A 21,080-nucleotide genomic window follows, 5' to 3' on the forward strand; every position below is an offset into this window, starting at 1 on the left:
GAAAATACTGGGTCTTGTGGCGTAGCCGAAATAACTCTTGTACCGGTTTTGCAAATAATGCAGCTTATTCCGTAACTCATAGCCATTTTAGCAACGCCACATGACCTTATAATTCTGTAATTCCTTTATTTATGTTCTTTTGTTACAGCAGGGAAGTACAAGTATAAGATTGCCTGGTTCGTGCTCTACATGGTTGTGTAGCACTATCATCTTTCAGTTTAAGCCATCCAAACAATATACCTTTTCCGTTGCTATTAATATTTTGCTTTTTGCGGCGGCAATTTATCTTTTCGTATCAAGCATAATTTATTGCGGCGCGGCGGTAATGTCTTTTGTAATTACGGGCCAAACACCGGCTCTTGGGAAGCTAATGCCTTTGTTGGCACCCCTTACACCGGCATCCTGCTGAAAATAATAGAGTGGCCAGCCTTTATAGGTTAATTGTTTTTTACCGAAAATCGTGATAACGCTGAATGAATTTTTGTCCAGAGTAGAAGGCACTACTATCTGGTCGGTTTCGTAAATGGGCCACACGGCATCGTGCGTAGCATTCTGGTTGGTATAGTTATTCTTATTAAACTTATCGTTGATAAAACCATACAAGGTTTGGCCCATTCCATCGGTAAAGTATAAGGTTTTACCAGTGCCTTCGGTATAATTAGATTTATAGTTTTTGCCATCGTGCCCTACCAACTGGGCATTTACCAGCATAATAGAATAATCGGGTTTGGCCACAAACCAAATACCACCCACGCCCTCACCAGTGGTTTGTCCGGGCGCTTCCAGGGTGTTTACACCATTAACCGCCGGCGCATAATAATAGAGCGGCCAGGTTTTATAGGTTACTTGTTTTTTGCCGTTAGCTGCCGTTATGGTACCAAAATCCGATAGTTCTAGGCCATCGCCCAACTGGTCGGCTGTTAAATTCTCTACATTAAAATAAGGCCAAAGTGCTTCGCAGCCGCCGGCGCAGTTATTCTGACCATTAAAATCGTTCGAGAAGTAGTAAAGGGTACGACCATCTTTATCAACCAGGTAATTGCCGAGAGTAGCACTGGTTTGCAGTTTTATCTCTTTTGTAACACCGGCTTCATTGTCGTCGTCGCAACTCCAGGCAAAAAGCAGGAGCGCGGGTAACAGTAATTTAAAACTGTACTGAAATATCTTTTTCATAATGTTTTGGGCTAGGTGACTTTTTTGGTTTAAAACTTCGATTTTAAAACAGGGGATAATATTAGTTGAGCTCAACTACAGGTCGGATGGAATAGCGGAATGGTTGCCTCGGCTTAAATTTTTTTTGTTCTGATATGTATTTCCAGGAGACAGAGTCAAGTCAATTATTTCTGACAATATTATAATCTGAATGAATTTTCTTTTACCTTGGTAATGTTCCGCGTCGGCGGCTTTATCTCCTAAGCTTATTCTATGAAACCTGCTATTATAATTGCGCTGCTTATTATTTTTTTATTCGTAATTCGGTCCCGGGTTAAGAAGAAAAAGTAGGCGGAAACACAACTTTTTTGCCAGGCAAACCACCAGGTTCTCCAAGTAAATTTTTATAACACCACCTTTTTCGAGCTTAAAACATGATGTATCAGCTTATTTTATCTTTTTGGCTTGCCATTGCTTTACTGTCGTTTAATGGTCCGGAGAACATAAGGACAGACATGGTTCACCCGCTGCAGAAAGCTAAATCAAAAAGCTTGTTTAACGGGAAAGATTTAACCGGCTGGCACGCCGATGTACCCAAAATGGATAATAATCCGGAGGTAAAAAGTCCGTTTATTGTGCGCGATGGTTTGCTGGTTAGTTTAGGAACGCCCGGCGGCCATTTAATTACCGATGCCAGTTACCAGAACTACCGCCTCGAACTGGAGTATCGGTTTGCCGGTAAACCCGGCAATTGCGGGGCGCTGGTGCACGCATCTACCCCGCGGGCTTTGTACGAAATGTTTCCGAAATCGATAGAAGTACAAATGATGCACCAGAACGCCGGCGATTTTTGGTGTATTCAGGAAGATATTGTGGTGCCGGATATGGAAAAACGCCGCGGGCCTAAAGAAAAATGGGGCGTTAACGGCGATAAACTGCGGCGCATTCCCAACCTGACGGATGGCTCGGAAAAGCCGCTGGGCGAGTGGAACGCCATGACTATTGAGTGCGTGGGCAACACCATTAAAGTGTGGTTAAACAACGATATGGTTAATTATGGTTTTGACGCAACCGTCAGCCAGGGTCAGATTGCTTTGCAGGCCGAAGGCGCCGAAGTAGAGTTTCGGAAAGTTTTATTAACGCCGATAAAGAAGTTAACAGATTAAGAAAGCTAAAGATTAAGCCACGAAGGTTCCGGCTCCTGCGTATTAAATGATGCATCAGGGTTTGGAATTGCTTAGAGTTCCTCGAGGCTGAACAATATTCTTTTGCCTTTTTCCTGGCCAATTCTAACCATTTCGTCGGCTCCGCCCGAAGGTCCGCCAATTCTTAGGATGGCATCGCATTTACTAATCAGCCGGATGGCCACCGGATGGAATAATTCATTCCAGATGGTATCGCCTATTTGGGTGGAACCGGCCGTGTGGATTAAGGGCAAAGCAAACCATTCGCCTAAAACCGGTAAGTGGCCGGCCCTATAAATTTCTAGCGCCATTTTTTCCATTAAAGCTACATTTTGCCCAATCAAATCCGGGTCGTCGTTAGTGCCGGAGCGGTATGGGCCGGCAACCAGTATGAGCAAAGGATGGGTTAGTTCTGGCATAAAAGGTTGTTTATTTTAACGTACTGCAGCAGCATAATGGTTTTGCCGTCTTTAATTTCACCGGTCGCAATCAGGTTGTAAGCGGTTTCAAAATCAAGCTCCAGCACTTCAATATTTTCCTGTTCTTCGGCCAGCCCGCCACCTTTGCTTACCTGCATTTCGCGCGCGTATTCGGCCACAAAAAAATATAGGATCTCGGTTACAGAACCCGGCGACATGTAAGCTTCGAATATTTTTTGCACCTGCGATATTTTATAGCCCGTTTCTTCTTCGGTTTCTTTTTTAATACAATCTTCGGCATTATCCCTATCCAAAAGCCCGGCACAAGCCTCTATCAGCATACCGGTTGGGTTGCCGTTAATAAAAGAAGGTAGCCGGAATTGGCGGGTTAAGATTACGGTTTTCTGTGCTTTGTTATAAAGCAAAATAGTGGCTCCGTTGCCGCGGTCGTAAGCTTCCCGGCTTTGGGTCTGCCAGGTACCATTTTTTTGCAAATAATCAAAGGTAACTTTCCGGAGTGTGTACCAATTATCCGAAAGAACCTCGGTCTTATTAATTTTTATTTTTTCATTCATGAATTAAGTGTTTAAATACAAGCTACTTTTAGAACAAGAGTATTTATTTAAATGAGAGGTTGCACAAAGTGGGCTGAACCTAAATAAAAATATATCACTTACTATACAAAACAGAAATAAAAAATAAAGCTACCTGGCTTAATATTTTGTAAGTTTATATTAGAAATTTTATCCGGATTTATTCTACTATTAAGCCCGATAAAACTTGAATATACTAGATTTTTTAGCCAACCAGCGCAACAAAGCTTTTCTCCTATAATATATTCTGTTCATGGAAATTCCCTTGCTTACCGATATTATAGTCGTATTAGGGCTGGCCGTGCTGGTAATTATGCTGTTTCAGCGGTTCCGGTTTCCTACAATTCTGGGTTTCTTAGCTACAGGCGTTATTACGGGCCCGCACGGTTTTGGCATTATTCCGGATACCCACCAGATAGAAGTTTTGGCTGAAATAGGGGTCATTCTGCTGCTCTTTATTATTGGCATGGAGTTCTCGCTGCATAACCTGTTTCTTATTAAACGTACCGTTTTTGTGGGTGGCGCCGTACAGGTTTTTCTAACCATTCTTCTGGTTACCGTACTATTAAATACGGCCGGCATGGCTTTGCCGCAGGCTATTTTCATTGGTTTTCTTTTTTCGCTCAGCAGCACGGCTATCGTACTCAAACTCTTGCAAGATAAAGATGAGCTAAACAGCCCGCACGGGAAAATTGTGCTCGCTATTCTTATCTTTCAGGATATAATTGTGGTGCCCATGATGCTGGTAGCGCCGCTTATGGCCGGTGGCACCCAAAATATTGCCCAAGCCTTGTTATTGATGCTGCTGAAAGGTGTACTGGTAATTGTTTTTGTATTGCTGAGCGCCCGCTACGTGGTACCGCGTTTGCTTTACCAGGTGGCTCAAACCAAAAGTCGCGAATTATTTATTTTAAGCGTAGTAGTTATTTGTTTTGCGGTGGCCTGGCTTACCTCCAGACTGGGGTTATCTCTGGCGCTGGGAGCTTTTATGGCGGGCTTGATTATATCGGAATCGGAGTACAGCCACCAGGCCACCAGCAATATTATTCCTTTCCGCGAGTTATTCAGCAGCTTTTTCTTTGTGTCGATTGGTATGCTCCTGGATGCTTCTTTTATGCTGGAGCACCTGCCTTATATTCTGGGTCTGACCCTCCTGATTATTTTAGTAAAAACATTTGTGGCTACGATAGCCGCTAAAATATTACGATACCCGCTGCGCACCTCGTTGATGGTGGGGTTGGCCATTTTTCAGGTTGGCGAGTTTGCTTTTATTTTGTCTAAAACTGGTATCAAATATGGCTTATTAACCCCTGAAGTTTACCAGTATTTTTTATCGGTGTCTTTGTTAACCATGGCCTTTACGCCGTTCGTAATTAATAAATACCAGCCCATCGCCTCCGGCTTAAGTAAGTTGTTAGGTGCACAGCCGCACTTGGCACACGCCGGAGATAACCAGCCCGACAATGACCCGTTGCACCACCTCGATGATCATGTGGTAATTATTGGATATGGCATTAACGGGCGCAACGTTGCCAAAGCTGCCCGATACGCCCGCATACCTTACGTGATTGTGGAATTAGATGCCATTACCGTTCGGCGGGAGCGCCGCTTTGGCGAACCCATTGTGTATGGCGATGCCATGCACCATATGATTTTACACCATGTAAATATTCAGAAAGCGCGGGTGGTAGTTATTGCGGTTTCGGATCCGGCGGCTACCAAGCGCATTCTTTCGGGCATCCGGCAGATTACTGATAAGGTGCATATAATCGTACGCACGCGTTTTGTGCTGGAGATGGCTGAAAATTATCACCTGGGCGCTGATGAAGTGGTGCCGGAAGAATTCGAAACCTCCATCGAAATATTTACCCGGGTGCTGGCGAAGTACCTGCAGCCCCGTGACCAGATAGAAGCTTTTACCAATAGTATCCGGGCTGATAATTACCAGATGCTCCGTACGCTAAACGGCCGTAAACAATCTCTGGGCCACTACGATATTGAGTTGCCGGATTTTGAAATAGCCAGCTTAAAAATATTTACCTCCGGCAGCAATATTGTAAATAAACCACTGCGCGAGGCAAACCTCCGGCAGCGGTTTAGCATAACCATTGTAGGAATAAACCGCGAAGGCCAGACGATTCATAATATTGATGCGGAGACCTTTTTGCTGCAAGGTGATGTGGTATATGTGGCCGGCAAACCAGCCGACATCAGCCGCTTCGACAACCTCCTTCGGGAATAATTTTGCTGTGAACTTCCGGTACAAATATATAGGTGCCAAACTTATACTGGTGCTTCGCGAAATTATAAATTAAAAATTGTGAATTTTAAGTTGTAAAAGCTCTTTTCCGTTTTTGGGTTTCATCTGGTTCTAAAATCTATTTGGAATAAGTAATAATAATAGGACTTTTGCAAAATGGTTTTTCTAACATTGTAAATCCTCCCCCTTGCCCCCTCCGAAGGGGGACTTTGGATAATTTTGCGAAAGTCCTGAATAAATCGAATATTATTAAAAAGTGATGTTGCTATGGTATGCTACGCCATTATCTAACAAAAGACGTACTGGCCATTGGCAAAATGCCGCTTTGCCACAACCCGAAGAAATATTATTATCCGTAAGCCAGATGCTATAAACAAAAACAGGCAAGAATTATTTGCCCATTTTTGTTTATAGATATTATTTTAACAATTGCTCCGTTCGGATTTTTATTCCTGGTAAAGATTGGTATAATATTCATCGGCCATACGGTCGGCTCCAAACATAGGGGCAACATCCCGCATACTTTGCTTCATAATCTGTACCCACTTTTTCCGGTTCTGGTAGTAAGCCGGGATAATTTCCTGCTCCAGTATTTGCATCATGTTGGCGTAATCCTGCTCGTCTTGCTCGTATTCCGGTAAAGAGGTATCTACAATCGGGAAGAGGAAACTGTTTTCACCGTGACGGCCAAATTCCGGAATCCAGCCATCCTGCACCGTAAAGTTAATGGCGCCGTTCATAGCAGCGGTCATACCACTGGTGCCGGAGGCTTCGCGGGGGCGGCGGGGCGTATTCAACCATATATCGGCGCCCTGTTTTAGTTTGCGCGAAAGTTCTATTTCGTACCCGGTTAAAACAGCAAAATTATTTCTCTTATAAGACAGCTTTACCAGCTTGTTAAATACTTCAATAGCGCCCATGTCGAAAGGATAAGGCTTACCGGCCCAGATTACCTGAACGGGTTGGCCTTCGCGGTTAATTAAATTGAAAAAATGGTGCAGATCGCGTAAGAGCAGGTCGGCTCGTTTATAACCGGCAAACCGTCGGGCCCATACAATGGTTAATACATCGGTTTTAAACAACTTACCCGTCTGGTCGGCTACCATCTCAAAAAGTGGTTTCTTCATTTCGGCTTTGCGCCGCACCAGGGCTTCGTCGTTGTTCTGTTCAAAAGCTCCGTACAAGGCCTCATCGCGCCAGAAAGGTACATTCTGGGCATTTGTAATGGCTTTAATTTCGCAGATACCATCGTTCCCGGCCCACATATCGCGCGATACCTCGCCGTGCAATTGCGAAACCCCGTTGGCTATGCGCGCCAGCCGCAGGGCGGCTAAGGTATGGCTGAACATCTGGCCGTGCATACCGGTAATAAACCGCACTTCATCCAGGTGAATATCACCAAAAAAGGTCATTTTATTTAATAGCAGAATGTCGTGCTCTTCGTTGCCGGCTTTTTCGGGGGTGTGCGTGGTAAATATCAGTTGCTCTTTTACTTCCGCCAGGTGGTGGTTTTTCGCGTATAAATAAAACGCCAGAGGCAGGGCGTGTGCTTCGTTCATGTGGTAACGCGCCGCGCCACCCAGCGCTTCTACTACTTTAGCGCCGCCAATCCCCAGCACCATGCTTTGCGCAATCCGGGCAGCCGGCTCGGGATCGTATAACATGTGCGAAATGGTTTGGCTCAGGTAATCGTTTTCCGGAATATCGGTCGTGAGCAGGTAAACCGGCACGGTGCCGAAGATTTCGGGCTTCAAGACCAGGGCCTTTACCCAAACGGTATTGCCGTGTATAATAACCGGTACCACAATGCCGGAATCTTCCAAAAAGGTATAATATTTATCGGAGAACTGGACCCGCATGGTGTTGTCGTCGTTGCGCACCTGGTCGTAGTAACCAAATTTCCAGAGCATCCCAATGCCAATCATGTTCTGGCGCAAATCGTACGCGCTGCGCATGTGCGAACCAGCCAGGTAACCTAAACCACCAGAGTATATTTTCAGGGCCTGGTGAATGCCAAACTCCATACTAAAGTAAGCGACCCGCTCGGTATACTTCGGGTTTATATCATAGGGGTGATACCATTTGTTGTATTCTGACATAGAGACGTTTTAAATTATGAATATTTAAACCTTGTATTAATTCCTGTTCATGGTCTGCCCGGACAAAATGAAATATTATGCCGTACCGGCCCTGGGCCCATACGGCTGCTATTTTTCTTTAAACCTGGCAATTTGTCGGCCTAATATATTCAGAATAAAATTTACCTGGAGCAATATTTTAACGGATTGCCCGAATATTTACGGTAAATGCTTACCGTATTTCTACCAAAAGAAAAGGCCAACAGGCGATAAATACGGATTTCGGCCTTTAGTGTTGGTGCGAGGCCATCAGATCGTTGCCGTTTTTTAACACGTGTTCGCTGTAAAGCAGGTAAGCTCCGGTAACCACCACAGTATCGCCGAGGCTCAAACCGCTTTGGATAGAAATATTATTTGTACCCGCTTCGCCGGTAGTAACCATCCGGGGCTGAAAAGTATTCTTCCCTCTTTTTAGCCACACATGCGCCCCTTGCTGCTCCCGGATGACCGCTTCCTGCGGCAGAATAATCTCTTTTCCGGAAGCGCTGGTTAAGGTAATGGTGGCGGGCATACCCGGCAGCAGATTTCCTTTTGGGTTGGGCATTTCGGCCCGCATTATTACCACCTGACTGTTTTGCCGGAACTCCGGGTTAACGAAAGAAACTCTTGCGATCTGGGGAGCAATACCCGGTACGGAAACCTGAATTTTATCGCCGGTCTTTACGGCCAGGGCTTCACCAGCGTAGAGTTCAGCTTCTACCCATAATTTATTCAGATTGGTTAGCCGGTAGAGTAAACCGCCCTCGGGCACATAAATACCCTCAGCCGCGGCTATTTCGGTTACAATACCGGGACGCGGGGAAAGAAAGGTTATGCGGGCATCCGGTCGCTTCGACTTAGAAAGCCGGCTAATCTGACCTTCGGTTAAGCCAAATAACCTCAATTTTTGCCGGGCTGCTTCCAGGAAAGAGGCATAGCGGGTTTCCTGCTGACCAAAATTCTGGTATTGTTCCAGGGTTAATAAATATTCCCGTTCCAGGGTTAAAAGATCTTCGCTGTATAAATCGTATAGGGGCTGGCCTTTCCGGATGGGAACACCTGTTTCCTTTACATACAGTTTTTCAATCCGGCCGGCGGCCCGGCTGCTGATGAGGTCTACCTGGGTCTCGTCGGGCACCAGGCGGCCGGTGAGAATGGTGTTAGCGGCAATTTGGCCGGTTTGCACGGGTTGGATGGTGATGTTGCCTAACTTTATTTGGCTATCGCTCAGCACCAGGGTATTGTTCGTGTCTTTGGCAGTAGCCTTGGGCTTGCTGACTGGCACCAGGTCCATGCCGCAAACCGGACAGGAGCCGGGCTGGTTCTCTACAATCTGCGGGTGCATCGGGCAGGTGTAAGTGGTTCCGGTTTCGACATTGGTGTGGTTATGGGTTTCCTGGCAGGCAAAGGCGGTTAGCGCCAAGGTGAATACCAGTAAAATTTTTGTTAAATATTTCATCAGTATGAAAAATATAATCTTCTGTAAATAGACGCTTACCTGTTATCTGCTACCCGGATAAAGCTTTCGCTATCCACCAGGAACTGGGCGTTGGCGGCAATTTCGGTTTGGATGTCCAGGCCTTTTTGTACTTCTACCAGGTCATCGGAACGCTTGCCCACGATTATTTCTATGGGTTGAAAGACCCCGTTTAGCTTCCGGAAAACGACGGACGAGGAGCCCAGATCCAGGACAGCAGATTTTGGCACCCATAGGGCTGAATCAGTGGCCATGGCTATTTTACCCGTAACCAGTTGGCCAACCAAGGCGCTGTTATGCTGCGTAGGCAATAAAACTCTTACCTGGGCAAAGCTTTCACCGGCTTCGTAAAAAGGCTGTACCAGGTGAATTCGGGTTTTAATATTTGTCTCTGGTAGCTGATTAAAGAATAAAGTAACCGGGGTGCCTTTTTTCAGGTTTGCCGCTGCCGTACTGCTGACGTTAAACTCGGCCCATACTTCGTCCGCATTTACTACCCGGAATAAAGTTTGCCCCGCGGTTACGTACATACCTTCGCGCACCGAAAAACCAGGTGTGGCCGGGGCAGGAGGCGCTGAACTAATATTGCTGCCGGTTGCGGCGCTGCTCATATCAGCCATACCGCCCGAACCAGCACCGTTATTACCATTAACGGCCGTATAAGTGGGGGGTGTGGTAACCGTGGGGTCTACGACGTAGCCGTTATATGGGCTGTAAACCGGAAAAGTGTAGTTTGCCTCGCGCTGGCGGCTAATCTGGCTTATTTGGGCTTCCGTAGCGCCCAGGTATTGCAGTTTCTGTTTTGCAGCCCGGATAAGGTCCGTATTCTGCGCATCGTGCTCCAAAAGATAAATTAATTCGTTCTGGGCCGTGATTAAATCCGGGCTGTAAATGTCATATAATTTCTGGCCTTTACGTACCGGCTGGTAGTTAAATTGCACGTAAAGCTTTTCGATGCGGCCGCCGAAACGGGCCGGAATGGTATATTGCCGCCGTGTATCGTAGGTAATAATGCCGGGGAACGTAATTTCACTGTTTACCTCCTTGGTTACAGGGGTTATGGTTTTTATATTCGCAATAACCGTCTGGTTCGTGGGTTGTAGCAGGTAATTTAAATCGCCGGCAACAGTAGCAGCCTCGGTAGCCTCTCTGCGTTGCGGTACCAAATCCATACCGCAGATAGGGCAGGAGCCGGGCTCGTCTTTTACTATTTGCGGGTGCATCGGACAGGTATAAGTGGTGCCGGTTTCGGCATGGTCCGGGTGGTTCTCCCGGCAACTAACCAGGGCCAGCGGCAGAAACAAAAACAGCAGCCGGAATATTCTATTTCTCAAGTTCTTTTTCATAATTCACACCAATCAGGTACAATTGTTCCAGGTTGTTCAGGTACTCCATTTGGGCCATATTCAAGGCTTCCCAGGCATCTACAACCTGGGGCAGATCGGCCGTGTTTTGTTCGTAACGCAGGAGCGTAGTCTGGTAATTTTTATTCAGGGCTGGCAATATTTTATTTTGATAATTGCTTACCTGGGTCTTTTTGGTACTAAACTCCAAGGCCATTTGGCTAATCATGCTTTTGGCTTCGTTCAGCAGGTTGGCCCGGCCCAGTTGCATGGCTTGTATCTCCAGGTTCATGGCTTTGCTGTTAGCCTTGTACATTCTGGCCGACCAGGGCGCAATCGGAATAGAAACCATACCCATGGCGGTAAACTGCCGGGGCATCATGCCGGTACGGGGCTTCATGTGATCGAAGCGGAGGCTGAAATCCGGCTTTCGCTCCAACTTCTCCAACTGCAGATTTAACCGCATCGATTCGATGGTGCGATCCAGTTGCCGGACATCGCTGCGGAGACTGGTTAAAGCAGCCGTATCTGGTAGGATAACCAACTCGGGTACTTTTACCAGCGTATCAATGGCAAAGCGGGTTTCCGGCGGAAAACTCATCAGCATGTTTAACTGAATATTTTTCATTTGGATTTCGCTGTCAGTCATTAAGAGCATATTTTCTACTTCGTGCAGGCGAGCTTCGGCTTTGTAAATATTGCCGAGGGTGCCTTGGTTTAAGGGGTAGCGCACTTTAGCCAGTTTCAGCATAAACTCCATTATGCGGCGGCTCTCTTCTAAAACGGCTTTCTTCTTTTCCTGTACCACCCATCCGTAGTAAGCGGTTTTGGCCTGCGCCCGAAATTGGTTATACATTACCTCGTGCGATTCTTCCTCAATAGCCGCTTTCGATTGCAGGTATTTTTCTTTCGCTTTTAGCTTGGCCGGGTTCGGAATATCCTGCTGGGCCGAAATCATAAACGAGCCTTTATCGCGGCTATCCATGATGTTCTGGCCCGGATAAGGCGCCATAAATACGCCGCTGCCCACCATGGGAGCCATCCAGCTCTTGGCGCCTTCGGCTGAAGTCTCGATAGCCAGTGTTTCTAAATCGTGCTCCTTTAGCATCAGGTTATAATGATGGATATACAGGAGTACACTATCAAGGGTTAAAACCCGGGGTTTAACCTGCGCCTGCGCCTGGAGGCTACAGCCCAGAATAAGGAATAGGATTATATATTTAAATTTAGTGCTTAACATCGTAGATATCCAGTTTGCCGTATTTTCTTAATTCGTATTCTTTCGTCATCTCAAAAACTACCGGCGTTACGAGTAATATGTGAATGGAAGAAGTAAATACCCCACCAATCATGGGCAATACAATGGGCAGCATTACATCGGTACCCACGCCGGTAGCCCACAATACCGGAATTAAACCAAACAAGGACACCGAAACGGTCATGATCTTAGGCCGCAGCCGTTTAACGGCGCCCCGGAAAACGTATTCCCGAATATCGGCTTTGGTGATGGTGGCAGCGGTATTTCCCTTATCCCGGGCCAGATCACTCATGGCTTCGTTCAAATAAACCACCATTACCATGGCCGTTTCCACGGCCAACCCAAACAACGCAATAAAACCAACTGCCACCGCTACCGATAAATTGATGCCGTAGAAGTATACAATAAAAACCCCGCCCACGAGAGCAAACGGAATCGTAATCAGGTTTAAGAGTGCCTCTTTAAAGGAATGGAACGAGAAGTACAGAATCAGGAAAATAATTACAAGTACCAGCGGAATGATTATTTTGAGTGTTTGGTTGGCGCGTACCTGATTTTCCCACTGACCACTCCACTCCAGGTGGTAACCATTGGGCAGGTTGGTGAGTGAGGCATTCAGGGTTTGAATGGCTTCCTGTACGGTGCTGCCTAAATCCCGGTCCCGCACATTAAACAAAACGGCACCCCGGAGGTGGGCATTTTCGGAGCTGAGCATCGGCGGCCCATCCACAAAATTTATATCGGCTACCGCCGAAAGTGGAATGGTGCCGCTGGTGCCGGTAGAAATGGGAATGCGCCGGATTCTATCCAAGCTGTTGCGATATTCCTGCGCCAGCCGCACATTTATCGAAAACCGTTGCCGTCCTTCAATGGTGTTTCCAATCGGAATGCCGCCCAGTGCCGATTCTACAATATTATTTACATCATTTACGGAAAGTCCGTATCGGCCTAATTCTTCTCTTCTGGTATCAATTTCGAGGTATTTGCCGCCGGTTACGGGTTCGATGTACAAATCTTTAACGCCCGGAACACCACCCAAAGCGGCCCTTACTTTTTCTGAAACAGCGGCAATGGAATCCAGTCGCTGGCCATAAATTTTAACCCCTACATCGGTGCGGATGCCGGTGGCCAGCATGTTAATGCGGTTGATAATAGGTTGTGTCCAACCATTGATAACGCCTGGTATCTGCAGTTTGCCATCGAGTTCTCGGATAATATCGGCTTTGGTCAGGCCGGCGCGCCATTCAGAATGAGGCTTTAGCAAAATGATGGTTTCAATCATGCTGATGGGCGAGTTGTCGGTGGCCGTACTGGCCCGGCCCGCCTTGCCCAGCACCTGGTCTACCTCCGGCACCGACATAATAATTTTATCCTGCACCTGCAAAATCCGTTTGGCTTCGGCATTGGAGATATCGGGTAAAGTAACCGGCATAAATAAAATCGAACTTTCGTCCAGCGGGGGCATAAACTCGTTTCCCATGCGCAGCAACATCGGAATGCTAATAGCTAATGCCAGCAAATTCAGGCCAATGGTGGTTTTGCGCCATTTTAAGCAAATCCGCAATAAAGGACCGTATACTTTTTCCAACCCCCGGTTAATGGGGTTACTACTCTCAGGTTTAAGCTTGCCTTTTACAAAATAGGAAATAAGTACCGGTGTCAAAGTGATAGCTACAATTGCATCAACTATTAATATAAAAGTTTTGGTCCAGGCCAGCGGGCTGAATAATTTTCCTTCCTGACCGGTTAACAAGAATACCGGCAGAAAAGAGGTAATCACAATAATGGTGCTCCAAAACACGCTGGGACCAACTTGTTTAGCGGCTTTTTCGATTATGTTTAAGCGTTGTTCTTTATTCATGGCTAGGATTATTTTGCGCCTCGGCTAAATGGCGGTAAGCATTTTCTACCATTACAATGGCATCGTCTACAATTACCCCAATAGAAAGGGCGATGCCGGTAAGCGACATAATATTAGAGGAAATACCGAAGGCATTGAGCAGGATAAAACCAATACACACCGACAGCGGCAGTTGAATAATAATAACCAAAGCGCTGCGCCAGTGAAAGAGGAAAATAAAAACCACTACCGAAGCCACCAGCATTTCTTCTACCAGGGTTGTTTGCACCGAATCAACCGACTCCTTTATCAGCCCGCTGCGGTCGTATACAATATTAAACTTTACGCCTTTGGGTAAACCAGCCGAAACTTCCTGCATTTTGGCTTTTACATTTTCGATTACTTCGGCTGCGTTTTCGCCATACCGCATGACCACAATGCCACCTACAGCTTCGCCTTCGCCATTCAAATCAAATATTCCCAAGCGGCTTTCGCCGGTCATTTGTACTGTAGCCACATCCTTTATCCGGATGGGAATAGAATTTTGCGTAAGGACCGGAATATTCTCTATATCGGCCATCGATTGTAGATAGCCGGTGGTTTTAATAATATAGCCGATGTCGCTCAGTTCAAATTTGCGGCCACCGCCTTCGTTATTATTGGTCCGGACCGAATTAATTACCTGGGGTACCGATAGGTTAAAATAAGAGAGCTTATTTGGGTCGAGGGTAATCTGGTATTGTTTCTGAAATCCGCCAAACGAAGCAATTTCGCTTACTCCGGCGACATTCTGGAGCGCGAATTTAACGTACCAATCCTGAATAGCCCGTTGTTCGCCCAGGTCCATACCCGGTGCATCCAGGGTATACCACAATATGTGCCCTACTCCGGTGCCGTCTGGTCCTAAGGTGGGAATGGCGCCTTCGGGTAATAAGCGGCTGGCGTAATTTAACCGCTCTAATACGCGTTCACGAGCCCAGTAAATATCGGTATCGTCTTCAAAAATAACGTAGATAAAGCTCATCCCGAACATGGAGGTACCCCGCACATATTTTACCTGCGGCATACCCTGTAAATTTGTAACCAACGGATAGGTTACCTGGTCTTCTATAATTTGCGGGCTGCGCCCCATCCACTCTGTAAATACAATAACCTGATTTTCCGAAAGGTCCGGAATGGCATCTACTTTATTCGTACTCACCGAATAAATGCCCCAGCCAAATAAGCCGGCAGCAATTAGCAATACAATAACCCGGTTACGGAGCGATATTGAAATTAATTTTCCAATCATCTTTATACATTTAAACTAACCCGGTCAACTGCTAACCGGGCTAGTTATTTCTGATTTAAAGTTTGTTAATGGGCGTGGCCTTCATGCTCCTGGCTGCCGGCGTCGGCTACTTTTTCCAGGTTCATTTTGCACTCCGGGCATTTACCAGGCTTGTCGCTGGTAACTTCCGGGTGCATGGGGCAGGTGTACAGAGCAGCCTGCTCCTGGTTAACTTCGGTTTGCTCGGTATTTTGCTTTTGCTCGCCACCGCAAGCCGAGAAGAATGTTAAACTAAAAGCTAAAAATAGAAGATTCAAAATATTGGCTTTCATTTTATTATAAAGTTTTAAAGAAGTTGTTAGAAATAAGTGTAGAATAATAGCCGATGCTGCCGGATAGAAAAGCCATGCCACGGCAAAGCCATTTCTTAAACAGAAATCAACTGGTTTTTAGGTAAAAATTTTGGTTGCTGGTTACTACTGTTTTCCTGGATGATTTATCAGGCTAATGGCTGAAGCAATCAGCGTGAGACTTACGCCTGAACTCCTGGTAAATAGGAGGACAACGGCTATTAGTTACAGGAAAAGTAAGATACCAGAATGGCATAGCGGGCAAAACCTGGGAACAGGTTTGCTGCTAAAAAGAAAGCGGAGAAATTAAATAATAAAAGTTTGATGTAGAATGCCGATAGACCTGCCCGAGCGGGGAGGTGGCAAGGTAAAATGAGGAATTTGTTCCTGCAGTACAGGACGAATAATTTGGGTATAAATGAGGTGCGCCGTTTTGGCTTTTACAGCCTTGTCCGCCTGATCTGTAGAGGTATTATGATTGGTTTGACTCTGATATTGTGCCTGCACCACACAGGTTAAATCGCCGCAGGTATTTTCTTTTGGCTTAGATTTGTCTCCTTTATCGCAGCAGCAATCCGGTCCGCCAAAGAAAGAAATATATTTCGCCTCATGGCCGTGGCATTCCTCCAGGTTCACTCGAAAGCCCATGGTGGTCAGGGAAATGACCACAATTAAGCTGAGTTGAAAGAATTGGTGGAGCGCCTTCATTGCCATTAATAACGTATTTTATTCTATTTTGGTCTTGGTAAAACTAATAAGTTCTAACATTCCGGACCTGTTTTGTTTTACAAAGGTAGGAGATAAACAGATAAAGCTGTTATAAAATCTTGTTAATAACTTACAAAATTTAATTTAGGGTAGGCCTTGGATTATGAATTAATATAATGCAGAGTAGGAGGGCCTCATCCCCCAACCCCTTCTCCTTGAGGCGAAGGGGAGTTCCGGTAATGCTTTTTTCGAGGGAAACGCATTTATCAAACAGGAGAAATATTCTAGTTTACCTGTAGCGGATACAGTAAATTACTAAAGGCAGTAAATTCCTGTAAAACTGCTTTGGCCTATATTACTGCTTATGGAATACCAGCATTAGTTTTTCCATTCTCTTTATAAGCTTCCTTAAGAAATAAAACAGCGTTATTGCACTGGCTGAAAGAGTAATCAAAATCCCTCTCCTTTTTCAGGAGAGGGATTTAGGGTGAGGTCCTCCCGTAGGAGAAATTATTAAATAGCGGCGCAGATGGCATTCGCCAGAAAAAGAAAAAGGAGCAACTGCTCCTTTTTCCTGAATACTATAGTTAAAAACGGTTAGAGGTTTCGGCCTTGCCGGCCGGCTGAAAGTTGGTGGCTTGTTTAATGGTTTTTTCTTTTCCCTCCGCATCTTCGTAGGTGCGTTCTTCTACTTCTACCGACAAAGATTTTCCTTTGAGTTCTTTTGTGTCGAATTCCGGTTTATCAATGCCTACGGCTTTCAGAAAGCCTGCCAGAATGGGTTGCCCTGGTTCGCTTAAATAAAAGCGTTGGTTTACAAAGCCTTCTCCGTTTTCGAGACGCAGGTTAAAGAACGGAATATCTTTATTTTCGCTTTTGCCTTCTTCTACTTCAGTAATTTGCACTACGTGGCGACCGTCCGGCAAAAAAGGTTTTTCATTTATCTTAACTTTCATAATATTGCTTTTGTTACTAAGTATATTAGTTTGTTATTGCTAATTTTATACGCAACAAAGCTTGTTATGTTTTGTAATACTAAAAAATATGGCCAATGGTTTCGGATTACTTATATAAATTACTCCAACTTAAAAATGCAGCCAATGGCCTTTTACTTTCTGGTCCGAAAACTCTAAGGTGGGCAGCGGTACTTTTACAGCGTTCAGGGCGAAAAATAAGGTTTTAACCAAGCGGCTGTTGGTTTTGATTTTGGTCAGGTCAATATCCGGTGAAATATACCATTGCCGGTAACGCTTCAGGTCTGTTCGGTCAAAAGCCACCTTGCCGTTAGCGTAACCAATATTTTCTTGCGGCCCAAACAAATTATTAGCGCCATAACCTACGGCCAGGTTAAGCCATGGCGGTAAGTTTTGGCTTTGGCTGAAGGCTTTCAGATTGAAGCTTAACCAATAAGTTTGGGCATTATAATCTTTTAAAACACGTTCGGGTTTACTGCTGCCGAATAAAATATTAGCCCGCGCGTTTAATTCGGGTTCGTAGGTTTTAGGAAGTGCCGAAAATTTAAATTGAATTTTTTGTTCCTGCCAAACTAATTGCTGCGAGGCGAACAGGGTAGTGCCTAATAAGTTAGCGCCCATATCCATCCAACTCCAACCGGTGCCAGGAATCGCAAAATGCCCGTCTAAATATTCTTTGGTGGTTAGGTAAGCCAAACTACCAGTACTGGCCAGTATAACCGATTGTTGCGGCGAAAAACCAGCCCAATTGCCTAAACCGTGTAATAGACGGGTAGTAGTATAAGACAGATAAGCATGCTCCGATTTATCCATTTGCCGCCAGGCGCCACCATCGTTTACAGTTTTAAATTTCTTCTCGTAAACGTAGTCATTAGATTTGGTCAGGAGGTAAAGGGAACCTCCCAAGACAGCAATCGCCAGTCCGCCGGCCAGCCATTTTCGGCCATTTTGCGTCTGTTTATTAAACTGGTCCGTTTGCAGCACCGCTGAATCGGCTGTTGTCGGATTTGAAGCAGGTGACTGGTTACCGGTAAGTTGGGCCAGCGCGTTTTTCAGCAGGCAGCCTAATAAGGCGGTTAGTAAAAGTTTTTTCAAGAAAATGAAGTTTTATAATATTTGGCTGAAGTTAAAGATTTTACAATTATAAATTACGTGGCACTATTTTGATTAGTAGCAACGTTGAAAAATTACCATTTAAATGATTGTATCTCGGTTAGTTTTTTCGTCGGAAAGTTTATATGTAATAAGGCTATTACTCTAAAAGGAATAGTTCAAGACAATATCATCAGCCAGAGAGCGGCATCGCTGCGCCGAAACCAAAAAATGAGGGTATCGTTAGGGGAAAAGATAACCGGACGTGAAGAGAACAAGCGTTTTGCCGAAATTTAGCAGCCGAATTAATTCAAAAAAAATAATGAGAGAAGAAGGCCTGACAGCAGAAAATATAAGCCCAACGGATACCGCTACTACTTATGATGTTGCCGAAATAATGGAAGGTTTGTACGGCAATGGCATCATTGCCTTAAAAGGAGCTTTTAGCCAGGAGTGGGTACAGCAACTCGATGAGGACATCCGGGTGTTGTACCAAGAAGCCTTGCAGCGGCCTGGCGGGGCAGTTGGGCGCGGACCCAAACGGCATTACGTCGAAATTCATCCGGAAGATATTCGGGGCTTTTTAGAATTGGCTACCCACCCTTGGGTAATGGCCGTTAGTGAGGCAGTGTTGGGGCCAAACTATAAAATTGTGGAAATTGGATTTGACATTCCGAATCCGGGGGCAGTAAATCAGCCCTGGCATCGCGATTTTCCCGCTCCCGCAGATACTATTGTTGGCCGCCGGTTAAATTCCCTCGCCTTTAACATTACTACTGTAGATGTTTACGAAGACATGGGGCCTTTTGAAGTAGCACCCGGAACCCAGTGGGATTTACCCCTGAATTTCGAACACGAAATGTTCCCGCCTAAAGAAAGTTATTCCCGATATGAACAGCGGGCACAACGTAAAATGCCTGAAATAGGTGATATTTCCGCCCGGTCAGCGTTAACCATTCACCGGGGTACGGCCAACTATTCGGATAAGATGCGGCCGACCCTGGTATTGGGGGTAGATGCTCCGGGCGCTAACAACGCCGAACGCCACGATCTACAAATTACCAAAGCCTATTTTGAAAAACTTCCCGAAAGTTTAAAACAACACCTGACTTACCGCCTGGTAGAAGAACTGGAACCCATTTTTCAGGCCCATTCTATTGAAGGTTTAATGATGGGCGAAGCTTAATATAAAATGCTTATAAAATAAACAAACAGATTTATAGGGCTTTAGCTTAAAAATAATAAAGTTTAGCATGAGGGTTCAGGAAGCTGGTAGTTATAAAGGTGCTCATGAGAAATACTGCTCCAGTGAGCAAAAATTTTGTAAATTCTTTTATAAATATTAGATTTTACCTTTATTATTAATCTCAAATTAGAATGTGATTACATGGTAGAAGATTTTGAGGAAGCGCCGGCTTCGGATGAACAGATCCTGGTGAACAAAGGAATATTAGAAGAAATGCTTTTGTATATTCAGGAAAGTGAGGTGATAATTGACGCACACGAGGGCCAGGGCCGGACTTGGGAGGAGTTGGTAAAAATTTATGCCCTGCCCGATGTGTATTATAAGATTAAAAATATTCTGAAAAAATAGCCTTATAAAGCACTGATTTTCAGGGTAAATTAAGTTAGGAAAAATGATTTGGCTAATTAATGTGAAAACATAGCTTATATACGTTTTTTCAGCGTTACAAAGCGGTAAATTAATTCCCCTTCCCGTCGTAAAATCATAAGCAGCCGGAAATTATCGCGTGTATGCAGTAATTTATCTATTTGGGAAATGGTTAAGGCGTGGGCCGAGCCCGAATTTATAAATAAAATTTCATCATTTACTTTTAAATCGGCGTCAGCGGCCGGCGAACCGGGTTCTACCTTGCTGATAACGTACCGGTTATAACCTTCGCCCACCGCCATTATTTCAATGCCGCACATATCGTGTTCAAAAGAATCGCGATAAAAGCTGTTGGGCCTTAAGGTAAGTGAGCTGCGGTAATAATCAATAATAACGTTAAACCGTTTCAGCACTTCATTCCCCACATTACCGTTTCGCTCCACAGATTTAATTACTTTGGAGCCCACATCCAGGTGATCAGGGAAAGAAGTAAGTACATTATTCATTTTAAATTTATTGATCTCCAAACTTCGCACCCGGCCCAAGTAACCCCGGATGGTACCGCTTAAGCCAGTACCTAATTGGGTCCGGAGCGCTGGTTCGGGTAATTTTATGGCGGGATTTGAGCCTTGTTCCAGCGAAATGGCATGCCCCGCACCCGTATCCAGAATCATGCGGGCATTTAAACGGGTAGAATCGTTCATGGTAACATTGGCATAGATATAAGGCTTCTGATCGTCCAGTTCAAAAGGTATCCGAACGCCATCACGCTTTTTGTAACTAAAGTTCTGGGGCGGATACAAGGTTAAGCTGGTTTCGGTAAAATTAACGCGGACGACAAAGCTATTGAAGAACTGGTAACCCAATATACCATAGATAGGCATGCCCACGTAAGAAGAAAGGTTAAACACATCTTCCGAAAGAATGGTTAAGGCCAGGCTCGGTGCTGTAACATCCGATATTTTAACTTTTATATTGGAAACAATGTAGGCTTTCAGATCGGCCTGATCACTGCCGGCACCGGTTATTTTAATTTCCTTTCCTTTTTTTAGTTCCAGCGTTTCCAACAAGCTGGGGTCCGTAATTATGCCGCTGCCTACGCCGGTATCCAGCACAAAATTAAAAGGACCTTTATCGTTGAGGTAAACCGGTACGATAATCAGGTTGCGGTGGAGGGTAAACTTAACGGCCAGTTTCTTCCGGGGCTTATCAAATTTAAAATATTCCTGCGCCTGGCTGGGTGGTGAAAACAAAAAAATGAAGATCAGCAAAAAGAAGCAGCAAACAAACCAAAACTGGTTATGAGCTCCTATCCGGGATAGAATATGCAGGCTGCCCGTACTCATACTAGTTTTGGTTAATTATCTGGTGTATTTTTAGATAGATACAACTGCCGGTTTGTATTCTTTTAAATTTAACCTTTTGGGGCCG

At 45.2% G+C, this 21,080-nt stretch carries 18 protein-coding genes; 4 read left to right on the forward strand and 14 right to left on the reverse strand.

Features of this window, described 5'->3' with window-relative positions; all coding sequences use genetic code 11:
• Nucleotides 1-306 precede the first annotated feature (306 nt).
• Nucleotides 307-1,173, reverse strand: coding sequence for a COG4315 family predicted lipoprotein (locus tag AAE02nite_RS13345; RefSeq protein ID WP_146898247.1), 867 nt, complete (start codon nucleotides 1,171-1,173; stop codon nucleotides 307-309).
• 494 nt (nucleotides 1,174-1,667) lie between these two features.
• On the opposite strand from AAE02nite_RS13345, the gene AAE02nite_RS13350 reads away from it, so the two are divergent.
• On the forward strand, nucleotides 1,668-2,318 hold the full coding sequence (locus AAE02nite_RS13350) for a 3-keto-disaccharide hydrolase (protein ID WP_371863466.1): 651 nt from the start codon (nucleotides 1,668-1,670) through the stop codon (nucleotides 2,316-2,318).
• A gap of 71 nt (nucleotides 2,319-2,389) precedes the next feature.
• Here the strand turns inward: AAE02nite_RS13350 and AAE02nite_RS13355 are convergent, their stop codons facing one another.
• Both AAE02nite_RS13355 and nudK read right to left on the reverse strand, forming a co-directional pair.
• Nucleotides 2,390-2,755: a DUF4406 domain-containing protein gene (locus AAE02nite_RS13355; RefSeq protein WP_146898248.1), complete on the reverse strand. Its 366-nt coding sequence runs from the start codon at nucleotides 2,753-2,755 to the stop codon at nucleotides 2,390-2,392.
• The gene (gene nudK, locus AAE02nite_RS13360; RefSeq protein ID WP_146898249.1) at nucleotides 2,743-3,330 is read right to left on the reverse strand and encodes a GDP-mannose pyrophosphatase NudK; all 588 of its coding nucleotides are present in this window, start codon (nucleotides 3,328-3,330) and stop codon (nucleotides 2,743-2,745) included. Before nudK ends, AAE02nite_RS13355 begins: the two co-directional genes overlap by 13 nt.
• Nucleotides 3,331-3,601: 271 nt before the next feature.
• Here nudK and AAE02nite_RS13365 point away from each other — a divergent pair, with 271 nt between their 5' ends.
• Nucleotides 3,602-5,590: a monovalent cation:proton antiporter family protein gene (locus AAE02nite_RS13365; protein WP_146898250.1), complete on the forward strand. Its 1,989-nt coding sequence runs from the start codon at nucleotides 3,602-3,604 to the stop codon at nucleotides 5,588-5,590.
• Between the two features lie 464 nt (nucleotides 5,591-6,054).
• On the opposite strand, the gene glgP is transcribed toward AAE02nite_RS13365, so the two are convergent.
• The 10 genes from glgP to AAE02nite_RS13415 form a co-directional block, all read right to left on the reverse strand.
• Nucleotides 6,055-7,707: an alpha-glucan family phosphorylase gene (glgP, locus tag AAE02nite_RS13370; protein ID WP_146898251.1), complete on the reverse strand. Its 1,653-nt coding sequence runs from the start codon at nucleotides 7,705-7,707 to the stop codon at nucleotides 6,055-6,057.
• Between the two features lie 268 nt (nucleotides 7,708-7,975).
• Nucleotides 7,976-9,184, reverse strand: coding sequence for an efflux RND transporter periplasmic adaptor subunit (locus tag AAE02nite_RS13375; protein ID WP_146898252.1), 1,209 nt, complete (start codon nucleotides 9,182-9,184; stop codon nucleotides 7,976-7,978).
• 35 nt (nucleotides 9,185-9,219) lie between these two features.
• Nucleotides 9,220-10,548, reverse strand: a complete 1,329-nt coding sequence (locus AAE02nite_RS13380; RefSeq protein ID WP_146898253.1) for a heavy metal-binding domain-containing protein — start codon at nucleotides 10,546-10,548, stop codon at nucleotides 9,220-9,222.
• Nucleotides 10,526-11,785 carry a TolC family protein gene (locus tag AAE02nite_RS13385; RefSeq protein WP_146898254.1) on the reverse strand — a complete coding sequence of 420 codons (1,260 nt, stop codon included), beginning with the start codon at nucleotides 11,783-11,785 and terminating at the stop codon, nucleotides 10,526-10,528. Before AAE02nite_RS13385 ends, AAE02nite_RS13380 begins: the two co-directional genes overlap by 23 nt.
• Nucleotides 11,772-13,664, reverse strand: coding sequence for an efflux RND transporter permease subunit (locus tag AAE02nite_RS13390; RefSeq protein WP_146898255.1), 1,893 nt, complete (start codon nucleotides 13,662-13,664; stop codon nucleotides 11,772-11,774). Before AAE02nite_RS13390 ends, AAE02nite_RS13385 begins: the two co-directional genes overlap by 14 nt.
• The gene (locus AAE02nite_RS13395) at nucleotides 13,657-14,934 is read right to left on the reverse strand and encodes an efflux RND transporter permease subunit (protein ID WP_146898256.1); all 1,278 of its coding nucleotides are present in this window, start codon (nucleotides 14,932-14,934) and stop codon (nucleotides 13,657-13,659) included. The genes AAE02nite_RS13390 and AAE02nite_RS13395 overlap by 8 nt, the downstream gene beginning before the upstream one ends.
• Before the next feature lie 65 nt (nucleotides 14,935-14,999).
• Nucleotides 15,000-15,245: a heavy metal-binding domain-containing protein gene (locus tag AAE02nite_RS13400; RefSeq protein WP_146898257.1), complete on the reverse strand. Its 246-nt coding sequence runs from the start codon at nucleotides 15,243-15,245 to the stop codon at nucleotides 15,000-15,002.
• A gap of 324 nt (nucleotides 15,246-15,569) precedes the next feature.
• Nucleotides 15,570-15,971, reverse strand: coding sequence for an HYC_CC_PP family protein (locus tag AAE02nite_RS13405; RefSeq protein WP_146898258.1), 402 nt, complete (start codon nucleotides 15,969-15,971; stop codon nucleotides 15,570-15,572).
• A 587-nt stretch (nucleotides 15,972-16,558) separates the two neighbouring features.
• Nucleotides 16,559-16,927 (reverse strand): hypothetical protein, encoded by a 369-nt coding sequence (locus AAE02nite_RS13410; RefSeq protein WP_146898259.1) that lies wholly within the window; start codon nucleotides 16,925-16,927, stop codon nucleotides 16,559-16,561.
• 129 nt (nucleotides 16,928-17,056) lie between these two features.
• Nucleotides 17,057-18,040 (reverse strand): DUF2279 domain-containing protein, encoded by a 984-nt coding sequence (locus AAE02nite_RS13415; RefSeq protein ID WP_146898260.1) that lies wholly within the window; start codon nucleotides 18,038-18,040, stop codon nucleotides 17,057-17,059.
• A 319-nt stretch (nucleotides 18,041-18,359) separates the two neighbouring features.
• On the opposite strand from AAE02nite_RS13415, the gene AAE02nite_RS13420 reads away from it, so the two are divergent.
• Entirely contained in the window at nucleotides 18,360-19,223 is an 864-nt protein-coding gene (locus tag AAE02nite_RS13420) for a phytanoyl-CoA dioxygenase family protein (RefSeq protein ID WP_146898261.1), read from the forward strand.
• Nucleotides 19,224-19,424: 201 nt separating this feature from the next.
• Complete coding sequence (locus AAE02nite_RS13425) at nucleotides 19,425-19,631, forward strand: hypothetical protein (protein ID WP_146898262.1); 207 nt, start codon at nucleotides 19,425-19,427, stop codon at nucleotides 19,629-19,631.
• A 74-nt stretch (nucleotides 19,632-19,705) separates the two neighbouring features.
• On the opposite strand, the gene AAE02nite_RS13430 is transcribed toward AAE02nite_RS13425, so the two are convergent.
• The gene (locus AAE02nite_RS13430; RefSeq protein WP_146898263.1) at nucleotides 19,706-20,995 is read right to left on the reverse strand and encodes an aspartyl protease family protein; all 1,290 of its coding nucleotides are present in this window, start codon (nucleotides 20,993-20,995) and stop codon (nucleotides 19,706-19,708) included.
• Nucleotides 20,996-21,080 lie beyond the last annotated feature (85 nt).

This window comes from Adhaeribacter aerolatus (genome assembly GCF_007991635.1).
GTDB lineage: Bacteria > Bacteroidota > Bacteroidia > Cytophagales > Hymenobacteraceae > Adhaeribacter > Adhaeribacter aerolatus.